This is a genomic window from Aerococcus sp. UMB1112A, from assembly GCF_030230715.1.
GTDB lineage: Bacteria > Bacillota > Bacilli > Lactobacillales > Aerococcaceae > Aerococcus.
Genome location: NZ_JASPDS010000003.1, coordinates 69,017 through 86,271 on the forward strand (window position 1 = coordinate 69,017; position 17,255 = coordinate 86,271).

Sequence of the window (17,255 nt, forward strand, 5' to 3'; positions counted from 1 at the left end):
TCATCTTTAAAATAAGGACTATGTCGAAAATCTACTGATCGCCATCTTCACCAAATTCTTCTTGACCAATTTCAGTCACTTCATCATATAGTTCCTTATTATCCACACGCGATTCGTCGTAAAGGTCACGCATCTGGGCAGCGTCTTCCCGGTCAAAGTCATAGTCCTCCGATAAGCGCCGCTCCTCATGTTCCAGTAAACGATCGCGAATCCCGCTTTCTTTATGAATGTGACGGTAGCGGAGGGCCCATTGGATGATTAATAAGGCAATCACGAAGAAGCCACAATAGCCAATAAAGGGGAAGAGATAGGCCACTAAGGTTTCAAATCCGATAAAGGAAAGGACAAAACCAACCGCTACTAAAAAAATCATATTGCGGCTGAATTTTTCTGGATGGGCCCGCGATACTCGCTTGGCTAGGGCATAGTAGGTTCCGATGGCTGTATTGTAAATCATACCAAAGATAATCAGCGCCATGACCAAGCCCAGCCTTGGATTAATAACGTTGAAGAGGGCTAAGAGGGGCATGGATGACCCTGCCACCTGGTCGATATTCAAGCTAATGGAGAAAAAGGAAGCGAAGAGGAGGGCACCAACCAAGAGGCCTCCGAAGAGCCCGCCGAAACCTGCCTGCTTGGGACTGTACTGTTCCCCACCAATCGCAACTGCCATGGACAAGGCTAGCATCAAGGCCAGGCAGGAATAATTCAGAGTCGAAATCAACCAATTCGGCAGAGTCGTCGGTTGACTAGCTGATAGTGCCATCGCTTCGTCAAAGGTCAGAGGCTGTTGGATCAGGGTATGGATAAGGATCCCAATCAGAAAAACAATGACAAAAGGCGTAATGGCACCAATCAAAGTCGTCACCCGGTCCACATCCATATAGGCAGTGACAATTACCATGCGCGACAAGATCAAGGCTCCCATCCAGATGGGTAAGCCGAACTGCTGGTTGAGATTAGTCCCCGCTCCTGCAATCATAATAAAGCCCGTACAGAAGAGATTCATATTAATGATAAAATCAATAATTTTTGACACCAGGGGCGAAGAAATATGGTTGAAAAGTTCGCTGTGCTCCTGGGCCTTGTAGTAAGAACCAAACTGAAGGAGGACGATCCCCCCAATAATAAAGAGGCATGCCGACAGGGCCACACCCCAAATTCCCTCTTTGCCAAAACTAACAAAGTACTGCAGCATCTCCTTACCACTCGCAAATCCAGCCCCAATGATGACACCCAAGTAGGCCAGTCCGATGTGGAACATATTTTTTATTTTAGCATCCATAGTAAGCCCTTTCCCTTCCTTAACATTAACGTTTTCTTAACTTTAATTATAATGGCAATTTCTTTTAATGCCAGTAATAAGGGCAAGACGCTCTTTGGAAAAACTGTTCGACCTATTATTTAGAGAGACCCATTAGCGAGCCAGCTATCGCTTAATAGACAGGACAGCCGATTTGAAAATGAAGCAAAAAAAGAAGCTGGGACAAATGTTCCAGCCTCTTTTTAAATAGCGAACTTTTTTCAAAAACATGCTCCAAAAGTCAGGCCTGATCGACTTTTGTCACCCTCTCCTATTTGAATCAGACTTAACGTTTATCTAATTCTTCTTTAAGCAGTTGGTTGACAACTTGTGGGTTGGCTTGACCACGTGTTTCCTTCATAATCTGACCAACTAAGAAGCCCATTGCTTTCTTCTTACCAGCTTGGTAGTCTTCCAAGGATTGAGGGTTAGCATCAATGACGTCGTTAATCATTGGGACTAATTGTTCGGGATCAGAGATTTGAACCAGTCCTGCTGATTCAACATATGCCTTAGCAGACCCGCCCTCTTCAGCGAGGTGCTTGAAGACTTTCTTCCCGATCTTGCTAGAAATCGTCCCGTCTTGGATAAGTTGGATCATTTCCGCTAAGTTATCAGGTGTTAAGCCGATTTCATCAAGCCGCTTAGCATTATCGTTTAGATAAGCAGAGACTTCGCCCATTAACCAGTTCGAAGCTTGCTTCGGATCAGCCCCTGCAGCTACCGCGGCGTCGAAGAACTCAGACATTTCACGGGTCAAGGTTAAGACTTTGGCGTCGTATTCTGGCAGACCGAATTCTTCAATGTAACGTTTACGGCGTTGGTCTGGCATCTCAGGCATGTCAGCCTTGATTTGGTCTAATTCTTCCTGGCTGACTGTAAATGGAGGTAGGTCAGGTTCTGGGAAGTAACGGTAGTCCGCTTCTCCTTCCTTAACACGCATCAAGACTGTCTTGTTATTGGCATCGTCCCAACGCAGGGTAGATTGTAAGATTTGGTCACCACTGTTAAGAACTTGAGCTTGGCGTTTCTCTTCATAAGCCAGGCCGCGACGCACATTGTTAAAGGAGTTCAAGTTCTTAATTTCGGTCTTAGTTCCGAAAGCTTCTTGCCCATAAGGACGGAGGGAAATATTCGCATCGCAACGCATGGACCCTTCTTCCATCTTCACATCGGAAACATTGATAAACATCATGATTTCACGAATCTTTTCAAGATAGGCATAGGCTTCTTCAGGCGAGCGCATATCTGCTTCAGAAACAATTTCAACAAGGGGTGTCCCTTGGCGGTTTAAGTCAACCAGAGAGCCTTGGCCAGAGTGGATACTCTTCCCGGCATCTTCTTCCAAGTGGATCCGTTCGATCCCGATCCGCTTGGTCTCTCCATTAACTTCAATATCGACATAACCATGTTCACCCAGTGGCTTGTCTAATTGAGAAATTTGATAAGCTTTAGGGTTATCTGGGTAGAAGTAGTTCTTCCGGTCAAAGTATTGACGAGGGTTCACTTGGCAGTTTAAGGCCGTCGCAGCTCTTAAGCCATAATGAACAGCCTTTTTATTAGTGAAAGGCAGGACGCCTGGATAGCCCCAGTCCACCACATTGGTATTCTCATTTGGGGCAGCTCCGAAACTGGTAGGAGCACTAGAAAAAACTTTAGACTTGGTCTTTAATTCAACATGGACTTCCAGACCAATGACTGTTTCATAATTCACGCTGTTTCCTCCTATTCTGGGTGTTTACTTTGGTAGTCAGTTGCTTGTTCGAAGGCATAAGCCGTCTTGTAGAGCGTGGATTCATCGAAGTAGTTACCAATTAATTGGAGACCAATTGGCAAGCCATCTTCATCAAATCCGGCTGGAACCGACATGCCTGGCAGGCCAGCTAGATTGACCGGCACGGTTAAGAGGTCAGCCATGTACATTTGTAGCGGATCATCGACACGCTCACCCAACTTATAAGCGGGTGTTGTGGAAACAGGTCCTGCAATGACATCGTATTTTTCAAAGACAGAAGCCAGCTCTTGACGGAGTAGGTAACGCACCTTGCCTGCCTTGTTGAAGTAGGCATCGAAGTAACCGGATGATAAGGCGAAAGTCCCCAACATAATACGCATCTTAACTTCTGATCCGAAACCTTCAGACCGTGTGCGCACATAGAGATCTTCCAAGTCCTTAACATTTTCTGCCCGGTAGCCGTAGCGAACACCGTCAAAACGTTGGAGGTTAGAAGAAGCTTCTGATGAAGCAAGGATATAGTAAGCAGGAATGCCGTATTTCAAGTGGGGAATGCTGACTTCTTCAACAATAGCCCCTAATTCTTCTAATTTAGCAATGGCTTGACGGACATTTTCTTGTACCTTTTCATCGACGCCTTCAGCGAAGAATTCTTTTGGTACAGCGACCTTGAGTCCTTCAATACCGTCATCGAGGTTTTGGCTGTATTTAGGTACTGTCAAGTCAGCTGTCGTTGAGTCGTGGTCATCATGGCCAGCAATGGCTTCGAGAATAATGGCATTATCTTCCACAGTCCGGGTCATTGGCCCAATCTGGTCAAAAGAGCTCCCGAAGGCAATTAGCCCCCAACGAGAAACCAGGCCATAAGTTGGTTTTAGACCAACAATCCCTGTAAAAGCAGCCGGTTGGCGGATAGACCCCCCAGTATCAGAACCTAGAGCAGCAACGACTTCGCCCCCAGCGACAGCCGCAGCTGAACCACCGGAAGAGCCACCAGGAACTCGGTCGGTATCCCATGGGTTGCGGGTTTGACCGAAATAAGAAGTTTCCGTAGACCCGCCCATAGCGAATTCGTCCATATTTAGCTTACCGATAATAATAGCCCCAGCAGCTTCTAAGCGGTCGCAGACCGTTGAATTATAGACTGGAACAAAATTTTCCAACATCCGGGAAGCGGCTGTTGTCCGCAAGTTTTCCGTCACGATGTTGTCCTTAATCCCCAAAGGAATCCCTTGTAGGGGACGGTCGGTGCTGTAGCCCGCTTCATCACTCGCCTTAGCGGCTTCGAGTGCCGCTTCTTCATTCAGAGTGATAAAAGCATTGTAAGTTTCATCTAAATCTTTGATGCGAGCGATGGTCTCTTCAACTAGTTCAACAGCTGTAATGTCGCCATCGACTAATTGTTGGTTCAGGCCACGGATTGTTTCCTCAAATCTCTTACTCATTAGGCATTGTCCTCACTTTCATCGATAACTGTTGGTACACCAATAAAACCATCACGAGGGGTTTGCGCATTCTTCAAGAGCACGTCAGCGCCAGGGCCTGGTACAGGCTCATCTTCGCGCAAGACATTTTCCAGGTCAATCCCCCAGGTCATAATCGGCGTATCCGTTGTATCCACTTCCTCTAACTGGTCTACCATGTGGATAATATTTTCGAATTTGTCGGTAATTTTATCAATTTCCTCATCCGTAAAGGATAATTTTGCTAATTTTGCAACATGCTGAATTAAATCTTTGTTTACTTCCATGTTGTCGCCTCCTTAGTTGCTTACTCTATAACATTACATTTAGGTCAAAATTTGAATGAGCTGGTTGAGCAAAAGATGGTGGTTCAAGGCCACATCTTAACTGGAAAAACTCCAGCAAAGACTGTCATCCTTCTTATTTTATCATAATCAGAAAAGGGTCACAACGGCAAGGATCCTACAAGTCTTTAGGAGATCATTTCATAAGTGAAGTTATTCTCGCCCGCTTGTCTTTCCATAATGGCACGTATGCCACTCGGTCCTTCCACGCGGATGCTAATACTTCCTCGATTGTTCCTAAAGATTGTATTGGCCGTGTTCATGGTATGTTGGACCAGGGCAACGAGCTCTGAATAGCTATCGAACTGGGTATTGATTTCAATATCAATCTGGCTCAAGCGTCCTTCTTCATATGTTCCTACCCCAGATATCCCACTCAGGCGAGGGAAGAAATCTTCAACTTCGGAAGTGAAACGCGCAAAGGCTACATTATCCTCTTCAGCCGCTGCATCATCAACGCCGAAGACCAAGTGCTGGGTGTCATAGTTCTCCCAGTCCGAGAAGGCCGTCCCGGCTACCGAAACCACTTCGGAAGCATAAGATCCTCCGGCTAAACTATCGGTAGGACCGTTGTAGAAGAGGGCCACTTGAATAGGAAGTTTGGCATATTTTTTATCCTTGCGAATCCGTGCCACCACTTCTTCTGCAATCTGCTTGCCATGTTCCAAGGCTTGGTCCTTGTCGATACTTATTTTTTCCTGGCTTTCTCCATTGCTGAAGGTATCTTCTGAATTGAGAGCTAAACCAATAGTGACTCCTTCCAGCTGATAGTTATCTTCATCGTCTTTTTTCATAAAATTATATTCTAGAATACTGTTGAGATACTTAGGCTGGTAATCTTCTCGCTTATCCGAAGCACTGCCTTCGGGGTTGAGCCCCTCTGGATTGTCTTTAGTCTTAGCCCCTAACCACTGGTTGGCCATTTCTCGTGTAATCAACTGACCTTCTTGGAAATAATATTCTTCCGTCGAGAATTGCCCCTCTGCGATCCGGTAGAGGCCCTCTTCAAAGTTGCGTAGGTTGGCTTCTGAACTTGGCCGGGCCATCAAGCCCCGACTCTCACTCATCTTATAATGGCCATCTTCAATCGCAGCTGGGTAATGGTTAATGGAAAGAGCCGGGACATCTTGTTCTTCAGCTTGCGAGGCTTGCCCACTGTTCTCCTGGGCCTGACCTTCCTCGACTTGGTCTGGGCCCTGGCAGCCCGCGAGAGCCAGGGCCAGACAGGCGAGCAAGCCCAATTTATGGTGTAATCGTTTCATGACTCATTTTTCCCCTTATTCTAAAAACTAGTTTCTCTTATTTTAGCATAATTCTCTGGCCAGGTCTTTAATCGAGACGGTCAACCATATCGCCTTCTGTAAAAATCGTCACATCCAAATCCTGAGCCTTAGTCAGCTTACTCCCTGCATCAGCGCCAGCAACGAGAATATCCGTATTCTTAGAGACAGATCCGGTCACCTTGCCACCCAAGGCTTCAATGGCTGCCTTAGCTTCCTGGCGCGTATACTGGTCTAGCTTACCTGTCAGTACCACTGTCTTCCCTTGCCAGAAGGAATCCTGGTCGGCGACGCTTTCCGGGCTAGCACCTAAATAAGTCATATTAAGGCCACTTGCGCGCAAGCGTTCAATCAAGGCTAGGACCTCATCATTAGCGAAGAATTCTTCGAGTGAGTCAGCGATAATTTCACCGATCCCATCAACGCTTAAGTAGGAGGCCTTGTCAGCTGCAATCAGTTCTTCCATACTAGGAAGATGAGCGGCCAGGTCTTTAGCGGCCTTAGCTCCGACATGGCGGATACCGAGTGCAAAGAGCAAGCGTTCCAGAGAATTCGCCTTGGACGCTTCAATGGCCGTCAAGATATTGTCAGCAGATTTATCGCCTACCTTATCGAGATCGAGTAAGCTTTCCTTGTCTAATTGGTAAAGGTCTGAAGGGTCGCCGACTAGGTCACGGTCATAAAGCTGTTCTAGTAAGCGGGGGCCTACCCCACTGATATCCATAGCATTGCGGGATACAAAATGGTAGAGCTTCTCCTTGGCCTGGGCCGGACAAGCTAGATTCACACAGCGCAGGGCAACCTCATCCTCTAAATGGATCAAATCACTGCCGCAAACGGGGCAAGTTTCGGGAATTGCATAGGGCTGACTATCAGCTGGCCGTTCGTCTTCTAAGACACGGACCACTTCGGGGATGATATCCCCTGCCTTATGGATAATGATTTGGTCGCCCAAACGCAAGTCCTTGTCCTGGATCAAGTCAGCATTGTGGAGGCTGGCACGCTGCACCGTTGAACCAGCTAAGAGAACAGGCGTCATCACCGCTGTTGGAGTGACGACCCCAGTCCGACCTACCGTCCACTCAATATCCTTTAATTCGGTCTGAGCTTGTTCGGCTGGGAACTTATAAGCAATGGCCCAGCGCGGTGCCTTGACGGTATAACCCAGAGCTTCCTGGTCTTCAAAACGGTCCACCTTAATCACAATGCCATCGATTTCATAGGCGAGCTCATGACGTTTCTCTTGGACCTCATCCACATAAGCCCAAACTTCTTCAGCTGTCTGACAGATCCGGTAATTAGGATTAACCCGCAAACCCAGCTCGGGCAAGCGGGCTAGGAGTTCAGACTGGCTAGACACACCCAGTGACTCATCAAAGACGCCGCTGTAAAGAAAGACATTCAGTTTTCTTTGGGCCGTGACCTTAGGATCGAGTTGGCGGACCGAACCAGCTGCCGAATTACGAGGATTAGCAAAGGTAGCCTGTCCCGCCTCTTCACGCTGTTCATTCAACTGTTTGAAAGAAGCTTTGGGCATATAGATCTCCCCGCGCACTTCCAGGTCTTGATCCTCCCGCAAGCGCATCGGCACGGCCGAGATCGTCTTCACATTCGCCGTAATATCTTCGCCTACCGTCCCATCGCCCCGGGTAGCCGCCCCTTGATAGGCGCCCGCTTGGTAGCGAATCGAAACCGACAGACCATCAATCTTCATTTCACAAACAAAGCGGGGCATAAAACCTAAACCCCGTTCCACGGAAGCCATGAAGTCTTCTAATTCCTGACGATCGAAAACATCTCCCAAAGATAACATCGGCGTGGGGTGTTGGACTTTCTCGAAACGATTATCTAACTTATCCCCAACGCGTTGGGTAGGTGAATCAGCCTGAATATAATCTGGATAACGAGCCTCCAAGTCCTCTAAACGTCGGTAGGCTTGGTCGTAGTCCGCATCAGTCACGCTCGGTTGGTCTAAGACATAGTACTCATAGGCATAGTGGTTCAATTGCTCGGTCAATTTTCGAATTTCTTCTTTAGCATCCACTGGCTTTTGACCCCTCCTTCTTAAACTTTCTCAATCGGCGCAAAGGCTGCTAACAAGCGTTTGATTCCCTGCGCTTTAAAGGCAATATCTAATTCTTGGTCATTCCCCTCGCCGGTCACTTTGACAACGGTGCCTAGGCCCCACTTCTTATGCTGGGCCTTGTCGCCAACCCGCCAGGCGGTTTCTTGTTCCGACGACTCGCTTTGACTTTGCGGCTTGTCAAAGACGGAGCGCTTGGCTTCCTTAGCTTGTCGGTCGTAATAAGTCTGGGCCCCTGCCCGTTCCTGGCGCTTGCCTTTGAGGTAATTGCGGTAGGACCCAGCTGTCGTAGCTTGACCTTGACCAAAATCGAAGAAAAAGCTGGTCGCTTGCTTAGCAGATTGGTCGAGATGTTCGGCATCGATCTCTTCAATAAAGCGTGAGGGAGCATGGGCTTCACGCTTACCATAGAGCATGCGACTGTAACTATTGCTGAGGTAGAGTTTCTCTTCAGCACGGGTAATTCCAACATAGGCCAAGCGCCGCTCCTCCTCTAATTCATCTGGGTCTTGAGCTGCCCGGGACAAGGGGAAGAGACCTTCTTCCATACCGATCATAAAAACAATAGGAAATTCCAATCCCTTAGCCGCATGGAGGGTCATCAGGGTCACCTGGCCGCTAGTGCTTTCTTCCTCTTCGCCTGTATCTGCTACCAGGGAGAGGTCGGTGAGAAAGGCTAGTAAGCGGTCTTCCTCAAGTTCAGGGGCCATTAAATCTTCCTCATCCAATAAGCGGTCCAAGGTGTCATCGCCAAAGAGACTGATTGCCTCTTGCTTTTGAGCAGATGGCCCAGGACCTTCTGGCAATTGGATAGCTTCCACTTGGACCGGCTGGCCTTGGTCATCTGTCTCCGCTGCGACTTGCCGGTTGCCCGCTTCCTCCTGCCAACGCTTATCAAATTCATCCGCAACGGAAAGGAATTCCTGGATATTCTCCAAGCGCGTCTGGGCTTCCAGAGTCTTCTGATTTTCTAGGTCTTCCTGGTAGCCAGATTGGTCTAAAACCTTCTCTGTTAGTTGGCGGATGCTGAGCTCAGCCCGTTCCTGGTTAAGGTCAGCTAGCATCTGCGCAAAATTTTTCAGCGATTTAGCGGCCTTACCAGAAATCGGTGCATAATCGACATGACCTGCTGCCTGCAAGAGGGTCAAGCCCTGGTCACTGGCAAATTGGCGCAATTTATCCAAGCTGCCTGGCCCTACGCCCCGCTTAGGTACATTCACTACCCGGGTAAAGCTGAGATTGTCTTGGAGATTAGCCAGTAAGCGTAAATACGCTAGGATATCTTTAATTTCTTTACGGTCATAGAATTTCAAGCCCCCGACAATGCGGTAAGGCAGGTTAGCCTTAACCAGGTTTTCTTCGACCACCCGTGACTGAGCATTGGTCCGGTAGAGGACGGCTATATCCTTGTACTGGTAGTTTTTTTGGAGGGCCTTTTTAATCTCTTCAATAACAAAGTAACTCTCATCCTGCTCAGTTTGTGCCCGGTAATAATGGATCTTCTCGCCTTGGTCATTGTCTGTCCAGAGTTCTTTTTCTTTGCGCTTCTGGTTGCGACCGATCACATCGTTAGCTGCAGCCAGGATCGTCTTAGTAGACCGATAATTCTGTTCCAAGAGAACAACTTTGGCTTCGGGATAATCCTCTTCAAAATTTAGGATATTCTCCATATTAGCCCCCCGCCAGCCATAGATGGACTGGTCGGCGTCTCCCACCACACAGATATTCTTGAAGTAATCAGCCAATAGCTTGACTAGGCGGTACTGGGCTTCATTAGTATCCTGATATTCGTCTACATGGATATATTGGAATTTCTGCTGGTAGTAGCGCAAAACTTCCTTCTGTTCTTCAAATAAGCGTACCGTATACATGATTAAATCATCAAAGTCCAAGGATTGGGCCGCCAATAATTGTTTCTGATAGGCTGCATAGCACTTAGCCACGATATCTTCAATCAGGCCAGAATGCCTATCTGCATACTGGTCAGGCGTCTGCAAATTATTCTTAGCATCCGAAATCTTGCCCAAAATCATCCGTGGCTTGAACTTAGTCGTATCGATGTTGAGGTCCTTCATCACTTGTTTAATTAAGGTCTGCTGCTCAGCTGGATCAGCAATGGTGAAGGAGCGCGAAAGGCCGATTGCTTCTGCTTCCCGTCTGAGGATACGGACACACATGGAGTGGAAAGTTGCCACCCACATAGCCTCTGCACCTTGACCAATCAACTGGTCCACCCGTTCGCGCATTTCTTTTGCAGCCTTATTGGTAAAGGTAATCGCCAGTAGGTTCCAAGGGCGGACATCCTTCTCGCTTAAAATATAGGCCATCCGATGGGTCAAGACCCGGGTTTTACCCGATCCTGCCCCAGCCATAATCAAGAGCGGGCCTTCGGTACACTGCACAGCTTCTTTTTGTTTATCGTTGAGTCCTTGAATTAAATCTTCCCTGCTTGCCATCTTAGTCTCCCTTCACTAAATACTTCTCAAGTCTATCATTTATCCCTCGCCCCTTCAATCACCAGGGGCCTATCAAGACAAGAAAAAAGGCCTGATCAAAGGCCTTCTTTTGGGGTAGCTTTACTTTAGTTGGGTTCGAGGATGCAGAAAGGGCTCCTCTTCATAAAAGTCCGTCGAAGGCTCATAGCCTTCTCTTGCCTTTTACTCCAGAGGTCCCTTTCTCCCGCATCCTCTCACACCCTACTTAGTTGGGTTCACAGTTGCAAACTTGAAGTGACTTCAGCAAATGGGAACGATCGGCTAAACCCGCTCTTATCCCTTTTGCCTACAGTCATTCCTTTCTGAACGCCTCTGCTCACACCCTATAGTCGGGTTCGGGCGCGCAGAAGTGGCTCCTCTTCTAACTGCGCTCCCTCACACCCTCCGTTAACTATTGATTTGGTTGAGTATGAGTTGGTTCATCCAGATTCTTACTTGTTTGCGGGCGTTGGGATAGTCTGCTTCTTCTATGGCACGGATGAATTCGGGATAAACGTCCGAGGTTTCGTTCCGTTCTTTGGCGAAATTCCGTTGGTCTGCTTTGACATTTTTTAAGTAAAGTTCATGCAAGGTGGCAATGGTACTTAAGCCAATTTGACGGAAATAGGAGTTGGAATGATAGAAGGCTAAAAAGCGAAAGAGCTTGAACTCTGCCGCATAATAAGTTGCATCATCTTCCGACTCTCGTCCCCGTTCCATTTCTTCAACTATCTCATGCAATTCTTCCTTGTCTACATGAATATCCTTATTTTGCATGTGTTGGAATAAGTGCATAGCCATCAGCTCAACAAACTGTAGCCGCTCGACAATAGCCGTTGAAGTTAAAGAAGATTTGATTACAACCGCTCCCTTATAAGGTTCAATCTTAACATAACCTTCTTCTTCAAGTTGGGCCATTGCACGACGTACAGGCGTCCGGCTCATCCCTAACTTGTTGGCGATTTCAACTTCCTTCAAGTGGGTATCAGGCAACAAAATATTATTATCTATACGTTCTTTAAGATACTCATAAGCAGTATCTTTATAGCTTTGCGTCTTGGCCACCAAATTCCCCTCCAATCGACTGTTAGTTGATTTTAACTTACTTTTAATATAGCACAAAGAATTAAAAATGCAAAGTTTAAAATATTGTAATTTTATCTAAGTTATCATATTTTGTTAAACCATAGCTTTCGATGATTTCAATTAATTTTTCTGCATAGTGAGGATCTGTTGCATAACCCGCTTCCTGCAAGGCGTAAGCCGCTGTCTTGTAATCTTCAGCTTGACGCACTGGCAGGTAGAGGTCTCGATTCCAATCGGTTCCCTCCTGCATCAAACGCCCATGGTCAGTTACCGCTGCCTTCCAAGAAGGGTAAACCTTAAAAGGGGCCTCCACTGTCTGATAACCAGCCGACGTATACTCCTGGGTAGGCAAGTTGATTGCCCGCTCACTCCCATAAGCCTTCCGCCCAAAAAGGTTATTATAGTCGCGGGCGAGCTGGCTACGGCCAAAGTCCGATTCAATCGCTGCTTGAGCCACAACCAGGCTAGGTAGGACGCCTGACTTGTCGGCATTGGCAGCCGCATACTGACCAATCTCATCCAAAAATTCCTCTGTCGTCTGATCTTCCTCATGACTCTCTAATCTTATAGATGGCCAAATTAGGAGCCCTAGCGCAAAGACAAAAAGCGCCCCTAGGAGGATTTTCTGCCTCCGCGAGCGAGCTGGCTGCTTCCATAATTTAATTCTTTTTAATCGAGACTTTTTGCGCTTTGCCATAGCATTCCTCCTTCCCTTCTATTTTACACAATTGAACAAGAAAAAGAAACTTTGCTCCCCCACCCATCAAGTAAAAAACTGCACCCTTTGCCCAGGCAGAATGCCTGCAAGGATGCAGTGAATGGGAGACTTACTAGCCGCCCAAATAGGCTTTTTGGACTTCTTCTGAATCTAAGAGTTCGCTACCGCGGCCTTCTGCCGTAATCCGGCCGACTTCAAGCACATAGGCATAGTCAGAGATCTCCAAGGCAGACTTGGCATTCTGTTCAATCAAGAGCACGGTTGTCCCTTCTTCTTTGTGGATCTTTTGGATAATCTCAAAGATTTGTTGGATAATAATCGGCGCAAGCCCCATAGAAGGCTCATCGAGCAAGAGTAACCTTGGCTTGGCCATCAGAGCTCTGGCCATAGCTAGCATCTGCTGTTCCCCACCGGAAAGGGTCGCCGCATCTTGGTTCAAGCGCTCCTTTAGAATGGGGAAGAATTCAAACATATGTTCAATATCTTCAATGATTTGTAAACGGTCGGTCCGTGAATAAGCGCCCATCAAGAGGTTTTCATAGACGGTCATCTTAGGGAAGACATGACGGCCTTCTGGTACCTGTAAAATTCCATTGCGGACGATTTGAATGGTCGACATCTTCTGTAAGGGCTTGCCTTCAAATAGAATTTCCCCTGTTGTGGGCCGCAAGAGACCTGAGATGGTCTTGAGTGTCGTCGTCTTACCCGCCCCATTCGAACCAATCAAGGAAACAATCTGTCCTTCTTCAACTTTGAGGTCAATTCCTTTGAGAGCCTCAATCATGCCGTATGAGACATGGATATCTCGGATATCTAACATTTTAATCGACACCTCCTAGGTATGCTTTAATCACGCGGTCATCCGATTGAATTTCTTCTGGGTTCCCTTCTGCAATCACCTTACCGTATTCTAGAACATAGATACGTTCGCAAATATTCATAACCAAGGACATGTCATGCTCAATCAAGACTACTGTAATCCCCAATTCATCCTTGATGCGGTGGATTAATTCGGTTAATTCTGCCGTTTCACGCGGATTCATCCCGGCAGCTGGTTCATCCAGGAAGAGTAACTTCGGTTCAGTTGCCAAGGCCCGCACAATTTCCAAACGCCGCTGCTGCCCATAAGCGAGGTTCTTAGCCTTCTCATTAGCTAGATCTTCTAGGTTAAAGACTTCGAGCAGTTCGATGGCCCGGCGGTAGAGCTGGTTGCGATTCCGGTAGTAAGCGGGTAAACGCAAGACACTAGTTAAGAAGCCAGCCCCATGTTCTGTATGGAGGGCAATCAATACATTCTCTAAAACCGTTAGATTAGCAAAGAGTCGAATATTCTGGAAGGTCCGGCCGATACCTGCCTGGTTAATCTTCTCAGGTTTCGCTCCGGAGATATCTTGGCCAGCCAATTCAATATTGCCGCTGGTCGGTTCGTAAACCCCAGTAATCAGGTTAAAGAGTGTGGTCTTCCCAGCCCCGTTTGGACCGATCAAACCAATTAGTTCATTACTCTCGATTTCTAAATTGACGTCGGAGACAGCTGTCAAACCACCAAATGTTTTGGTCAATTGATTTACTTTTAGCAAAGTCATCTTAATCCTCCTTTTTCAATTTAGAATATTGTTTCTTCTGTTTAAAGAAAGGTGAAAAACGCAGTTCAAATTCTCCCATCAGGCCAGATGGTTTAAAGATCATAATGGCAATAATGGCTAGGGCATAAACAATCATCCGCAACTGACCGTAAGGCGCTAGGATAACGTTCAATAGCTCCAAGAGAATAGCTGCTGCAAAGCTCCCGGTAATCGAACCAATTCCCCCAAAAACAACAATGATTAAGATATCAATAGATTTTTGGAAGGTAAATTGGCCCGGTGTAATCACGCCAAAGTAAGAAGCATAGAGAGTCCCAGCAATACTTGCAGTCAAAGCCCCTAAGACAAAGGCAATGGTCTTATAGCGGGTCGTCTGTAGGCCAACTGATTCCGCGGCAATCTCATCTTCACGGACGGCAATCATTGCCCGCCCTGGACTGGAGTGGATAAAGTTCACAATAATCAAAGTCGTAATGACAACAAAAACATAGAGGGTGATCCAGTTAACATTTTGTGGGATCCCAGCAATCCCGGCTGCCCCATTAGTAATCTCGAGGTTCATAATAGTAATCCGGATAATTTCTGCAATCCCCAAAGTAGCAATAGCCAGGTAGTCCCCACGCAAGCGCAGGGTGGGAATCCCAACCACTAGGGCGAGGACAAAAGTAATCACGAGGCCTAGGCCCATCCCCAGGAACATCCCTTGGACACCTGGGATAGCCTTGGAAACCAAGGCGGCACTGTAAGCTCCGATAGCCATAAAGCCGGCGTGTCCCAAGGAGAACTAGCCGGCATAGCCGACAATCAAGTTCAGCCCCACCGCAAGAATAATATTAATACCAATCTTCATCAGGATATTCTGTGTAAAGGCAGTGACTTGTCCCGTCCAATAAGAGGCTAAGATAAAGGCAAAGACCCCAACAATAAGACCTATCCATGACAGACTCGACTTAGTAAAGAAATTTTTAGCCCAACTGTTCGTTCTCATAAAACCACCTACACTTTCTCTTTAACTGTCTTACCGAAGATTCCAGTTGGTTTCATCAGTAAGATAACAATTAATACGCCATAAACTACGGCATCCTTCCAGGTTGACAAGCCGATCATGGAGACCATGGTTTCAATACAGCCGATCAAAAGGCCGCCTACCATGGCACCTGGAATCGAGCCGATCCCACCAAGCACCGCCGCAACGAAGGCCTTGATCCCTGGGGTAAGCCCCATCAGCGGTGAAATAGAGTTGTAGTAAATCCCAACTAAGACCCCACCAGCACCAGCCAAGGCAGAACCCAAGGCGAAGGTAAAGGAAATCACATGGTCGACATTAATCCCCATCAAACGGGCAGCTGTCTCATCAACGGAAACCGCCCGCATCGCCTGGCCCATTTTGGTTTTTTGAACGGTAAATTGGGGGCCTGCCATCAGGATAATAGTAACGATTAAAATTAAAAGCTGTTGAGTACTCACGGCGACAGAGCCAATCTGTAAACTGTAGTTGGGCAAGTTAGTTGGGAAAGCCCGAACTTCAGGCCCCACCAAATAAATCATGACATTCTGTAAGAGATAAGAAACACCAATTGCTGTGATCAAGGCTGAAATCCGAGCTTGACCACGCAGGGGCTTATAAGCCAGACGTTCGACAATCATCCCCAAAATTGCTGTAAAAATCATGGCAATTAAGATACTTGGCAAAACTCCGAGACCTGTCTGTGTTACCAAACTAAAGCCAACGAAAGCCCCCACCATATAAATATCCCCGTGGGCAAAGTTAATTAGCCCAATAATGCCGTATACCATGGTATAGCCCAAAGCCATCAGGGCGTAGATGCTCCCGAGCGATACCCCATTAATTAATTGTTGAAAGAAATTAGCCACTTTGATCCGTCCTCCTTTTATAACTGATCAGTTTACGACCACTCACTCTCAAAGAGAGAAGACAGTTCACCTGGAAAGCACGCGCCTCTCTTTGGTGTCCTGTCCACTTGGTCTCATGAACTTGTCTTATTCTGGATCAATCGCTGTTGAATCAACGACCTTTCCATCCTTAGCCTCTAAGATGAAGGCTGTCTTCACTGTATTATGCTTGTCGTCAATTGAGAAGGTCCCGGTAATCCCTTCAAAATCTTTGGTTTCTTCCAGAGCTTGACGTACATCTTCCCGCTTGTCTGAACCGGCACGCTCCATGGCGTCAAAGGCAAGGTAAGCGGCATCGTAAGCGAGAGCCGCGAACATATCAGGCTCTGTCCCGTACTTGGCCTTGTAATTATTCATGAAGTCCTTGGTCCGCTGGGGTGAATTCTCGTCGGCAACAAAGTGGGCTGCATAGTAAATATCGGTAAAATTCTTCTTACCAGCCAAGTTTACAATTTCTTCATTACCAAAACCATCAGGCCCTAGGATTGCAGCTTGAATGCCCATTTCCCGGGCTTGCTTAATCAAGGGACCCGCTTCTTCATAATAACCTGCCACGAAGATCACATCCGCATTCTGGCGCTTCACATTGGTCAAGATGGCGCTAAAGTCCGTCTCCTTGGTCACATAACTTTCATCCGCTACAATTTCACCCTTATAGGTATTTTTGAATTCATCGGCTAAGTTTTGGCCATAATCTGATCCATTATCTTTAATAATTGCTGCTTTTTGGAAGCCTTTTTGGTTGGCGAAGGCTCCTAAGGCGGCCCCTTGGAAAGAGTCTTGGAAGCAGGTCCGGAAGACTTCTGGCAGGGTCTTGCCTTCGTTATCTAGGGTGATGGTATCCCCCGTCGCAGTCGGAGTAATCATTGGGGTTTGGCTCTGCAGGGCAATTGGAATCTGAGCCTCAACACTCCCCGTCGTTGCCGGCCCTAAGAGTACAGCAACATCTTCTAAGTCAACCAAGCGAGCAGCCCCCGTGGTCACTTCTTCTGGAGCAGACTTATTGTCATACTCTTCATATTCGATTTGTTTGCCGTTAACCCCACCTTGAGCATTCTTCTCATCGACGGCTAGTTTAATGGCGTTATTTTGAACAATCCCGTAGGCCGACACCCCACCTGATAATTCCAGATTTCCTCCAATTTTAATGGTGTCGTATTCTTCTTGCTCCCCACTAGCTGGTTGGGTTGCTCGAGTGGAGCAGGCTCCCAACGCCAGGGCGCTCATCATTATTAAAACAAATTTCTTGATTGACATGCCTGAACCTCC

13 protein-coding genes and 1 pseudogene are annotated in these 17,255 nt (G+C 47.1%); all 14 read right to left on the minus strand.

Annotated elements, in window-relative coordinates:
• Positions 1–31: 31 nt before the first annotated feature.
• The gene (locus QP860_RS02520) at positions 32–1,285 is read right to left on the minus strand and encodes a YkvI family membrane protein (protein ID WP_284912126.1); all 1,254 of its coding nucleotides are present in this window, start codon (positions 1,283–1,285) and stop codon (positions 32–34) included.
• A 304-nt stretch (positions 1,286–1,589) separates the two neighbouring features.
• Positions 1,590–3,017 carry an Asp-tRNA(Asn)/Glu-tRNA(Gln) amidotransferase subunit GatB gene (gatB, locus tag QP860_RS02525; protein WP_070616539.1) on the minus strand — a complete coding sequence of 476 codons (1,428 nt, stop codon included), beginning with the start codon at positions 3,015–3,017 and terminating at the stop codon, positions 1,590–1,592.
• Positions 3,018–3,028: 11 nt separating this feature from the next.
• Positions 3,029–4,483 carry an Asp-tRNA(Asn)/Glu-tRNA(Gln) amidotransferase subunit GatA gene (gene gatA, locus QP860_RS02530; protein WP_070616538.1) on the minus strand — a complete coding sequence of 485 codons (1,455 nt, stop codon included), beginning with the start codon at positions 4,481–4,483 and terminating at the stop codon, positions 3,029–3,031.
• Positions 4,483–4,788 (minus strand): Asp-tRNA(Asn)/Glu-tRNA(Gln) amidotransferase subunit GatC, encoded by a 306-nt coding sequence (gene gatC / locus QP860_RS02535; RefSeq protein ID WP_067974773.1) that lies wholly within the window; start codon positions 4,786–4,788, stop codon positions 4,483–4,485. Before gatC ends, gatA begins: the two co-directional genes overlap by 1 nt.
• A 185-nt stretch (positions 4,789–4,973) precedes the next feature.
• Complete coding sequence (locus QP860_RS02540) at positions 4,974–6,107, minus strand: CamS family sex pheromone protein (protein ID WP_284912127.1); 1,134 nt, start codon at positions 6,105–6,107, stop codon at positions 4,974–4,976.
• A gap of 67 nt (positions 6,108–6,174) precedes the next feature.
• Positions 6,175–8,169, minus strand: coding sequence for an NAD-dependent DNA ligase LigA (ligA, locus tag QP860_RS02545; protein ID WP_070616534.1), 1,995 nt, complete (start codon positions 8,167–8,169; stop codon positions 6,175–6,177).
• 20 nt (positions 8,170–8,189) lie between these two features.
• Positions 8,190–10,664 carry a UvrD-helicase domain-containing protein gene (locus QP860_RS02550; protein ID WP_284912128.1) on the minus strand — a complete coding sequence of 825 codons (2,475 nt, stop codon included), beginning with the start codon at positions 10,662–10,664 and terminating at the stop codon, positions 8,190–8,192.
• A gap of 426 nt (positions 10,665–11,090) precedes the next feature.
• Positions 11,091–11,747, minus strand: a complete 657-nt coding sequence (locus tag QP860_RS02555; protein WP_070616530.1) for a GntR family transcriptional regulator — start codon at positions 11,745–11,747, stop codon at positions 11,091–11,093.
• Positions 11,748–11,823: 76 nt separating this feature from the next.
• Positions 11,824–12,465: a glycoside hydrolase family 73 protein gene (locus QP860_RS02560; protein WP_284912129.1), complete on the minus strand. Its 642-nt coding sequence runs from the start codon at positions 12,463–12,465 to the stop codon at positions 11,824–11,826.
• Positions 12,466–12,598: 133 nt separating this feature from the next.
• The gene (locus QP860_RS02565) at positions 12,599–13,306 is read right to left on the minus strand and encodes an ABC transporter ATP-binding protein (protein WP_070616525.1); all 708 of its coding nucleotides are present in this window, start codon (positions 13,304–13,306) and stop codon (positions 12,599–12,601) included.
• A 1-nt stretch (position 13,307) separates the two neighbouring features.
• A complete protein-coding gene (locus tag QP860_RS02570; protein WP_070616523.1) occupies positions 13,308–14,072 on the minus strand; it encodes an ABC transporter ATP-binding protein in 765 nt (254 codons plus the stop codon).
• 1 nt (position 14,073) lies between these two features.
• Positions 14,074–15,060, minus strand: a pseudogene (locus QP860_RS02575) (branched-chain amino acid ABC transporter permease).
• 8 nt (positions 15,061–15,068) lie between these two features.
• Positions 15,069–15,947 carry a branched-chain amino acid ABC transporter permease gene (locus QP860_RS02580; RefSeq protein WP_284912130.1) on the minus strand — a complete coding sequence of 293 codons (879 nt, stop codon included), beginning with the start codon at positions 15,945–15,947 and terminating at the stop codon, positions 15,069–15,071.
• A gap of 126 nt (positions 15,948–16,073) precedes the next feature.
• Positions 16,074–17,243, minus strand: a complete 1,170-nt coding sequence (locus tag QP860_RS02585) for an ABC transporter substrate-binding protein (RefSeq protein WP_284912131.1) — start codon at positions 17,241–17,243, stop codon at positions 16,074–16,076.
• Between the last annotated feature and the right edge of the window lie 12 nt (positions 17,244–17,255).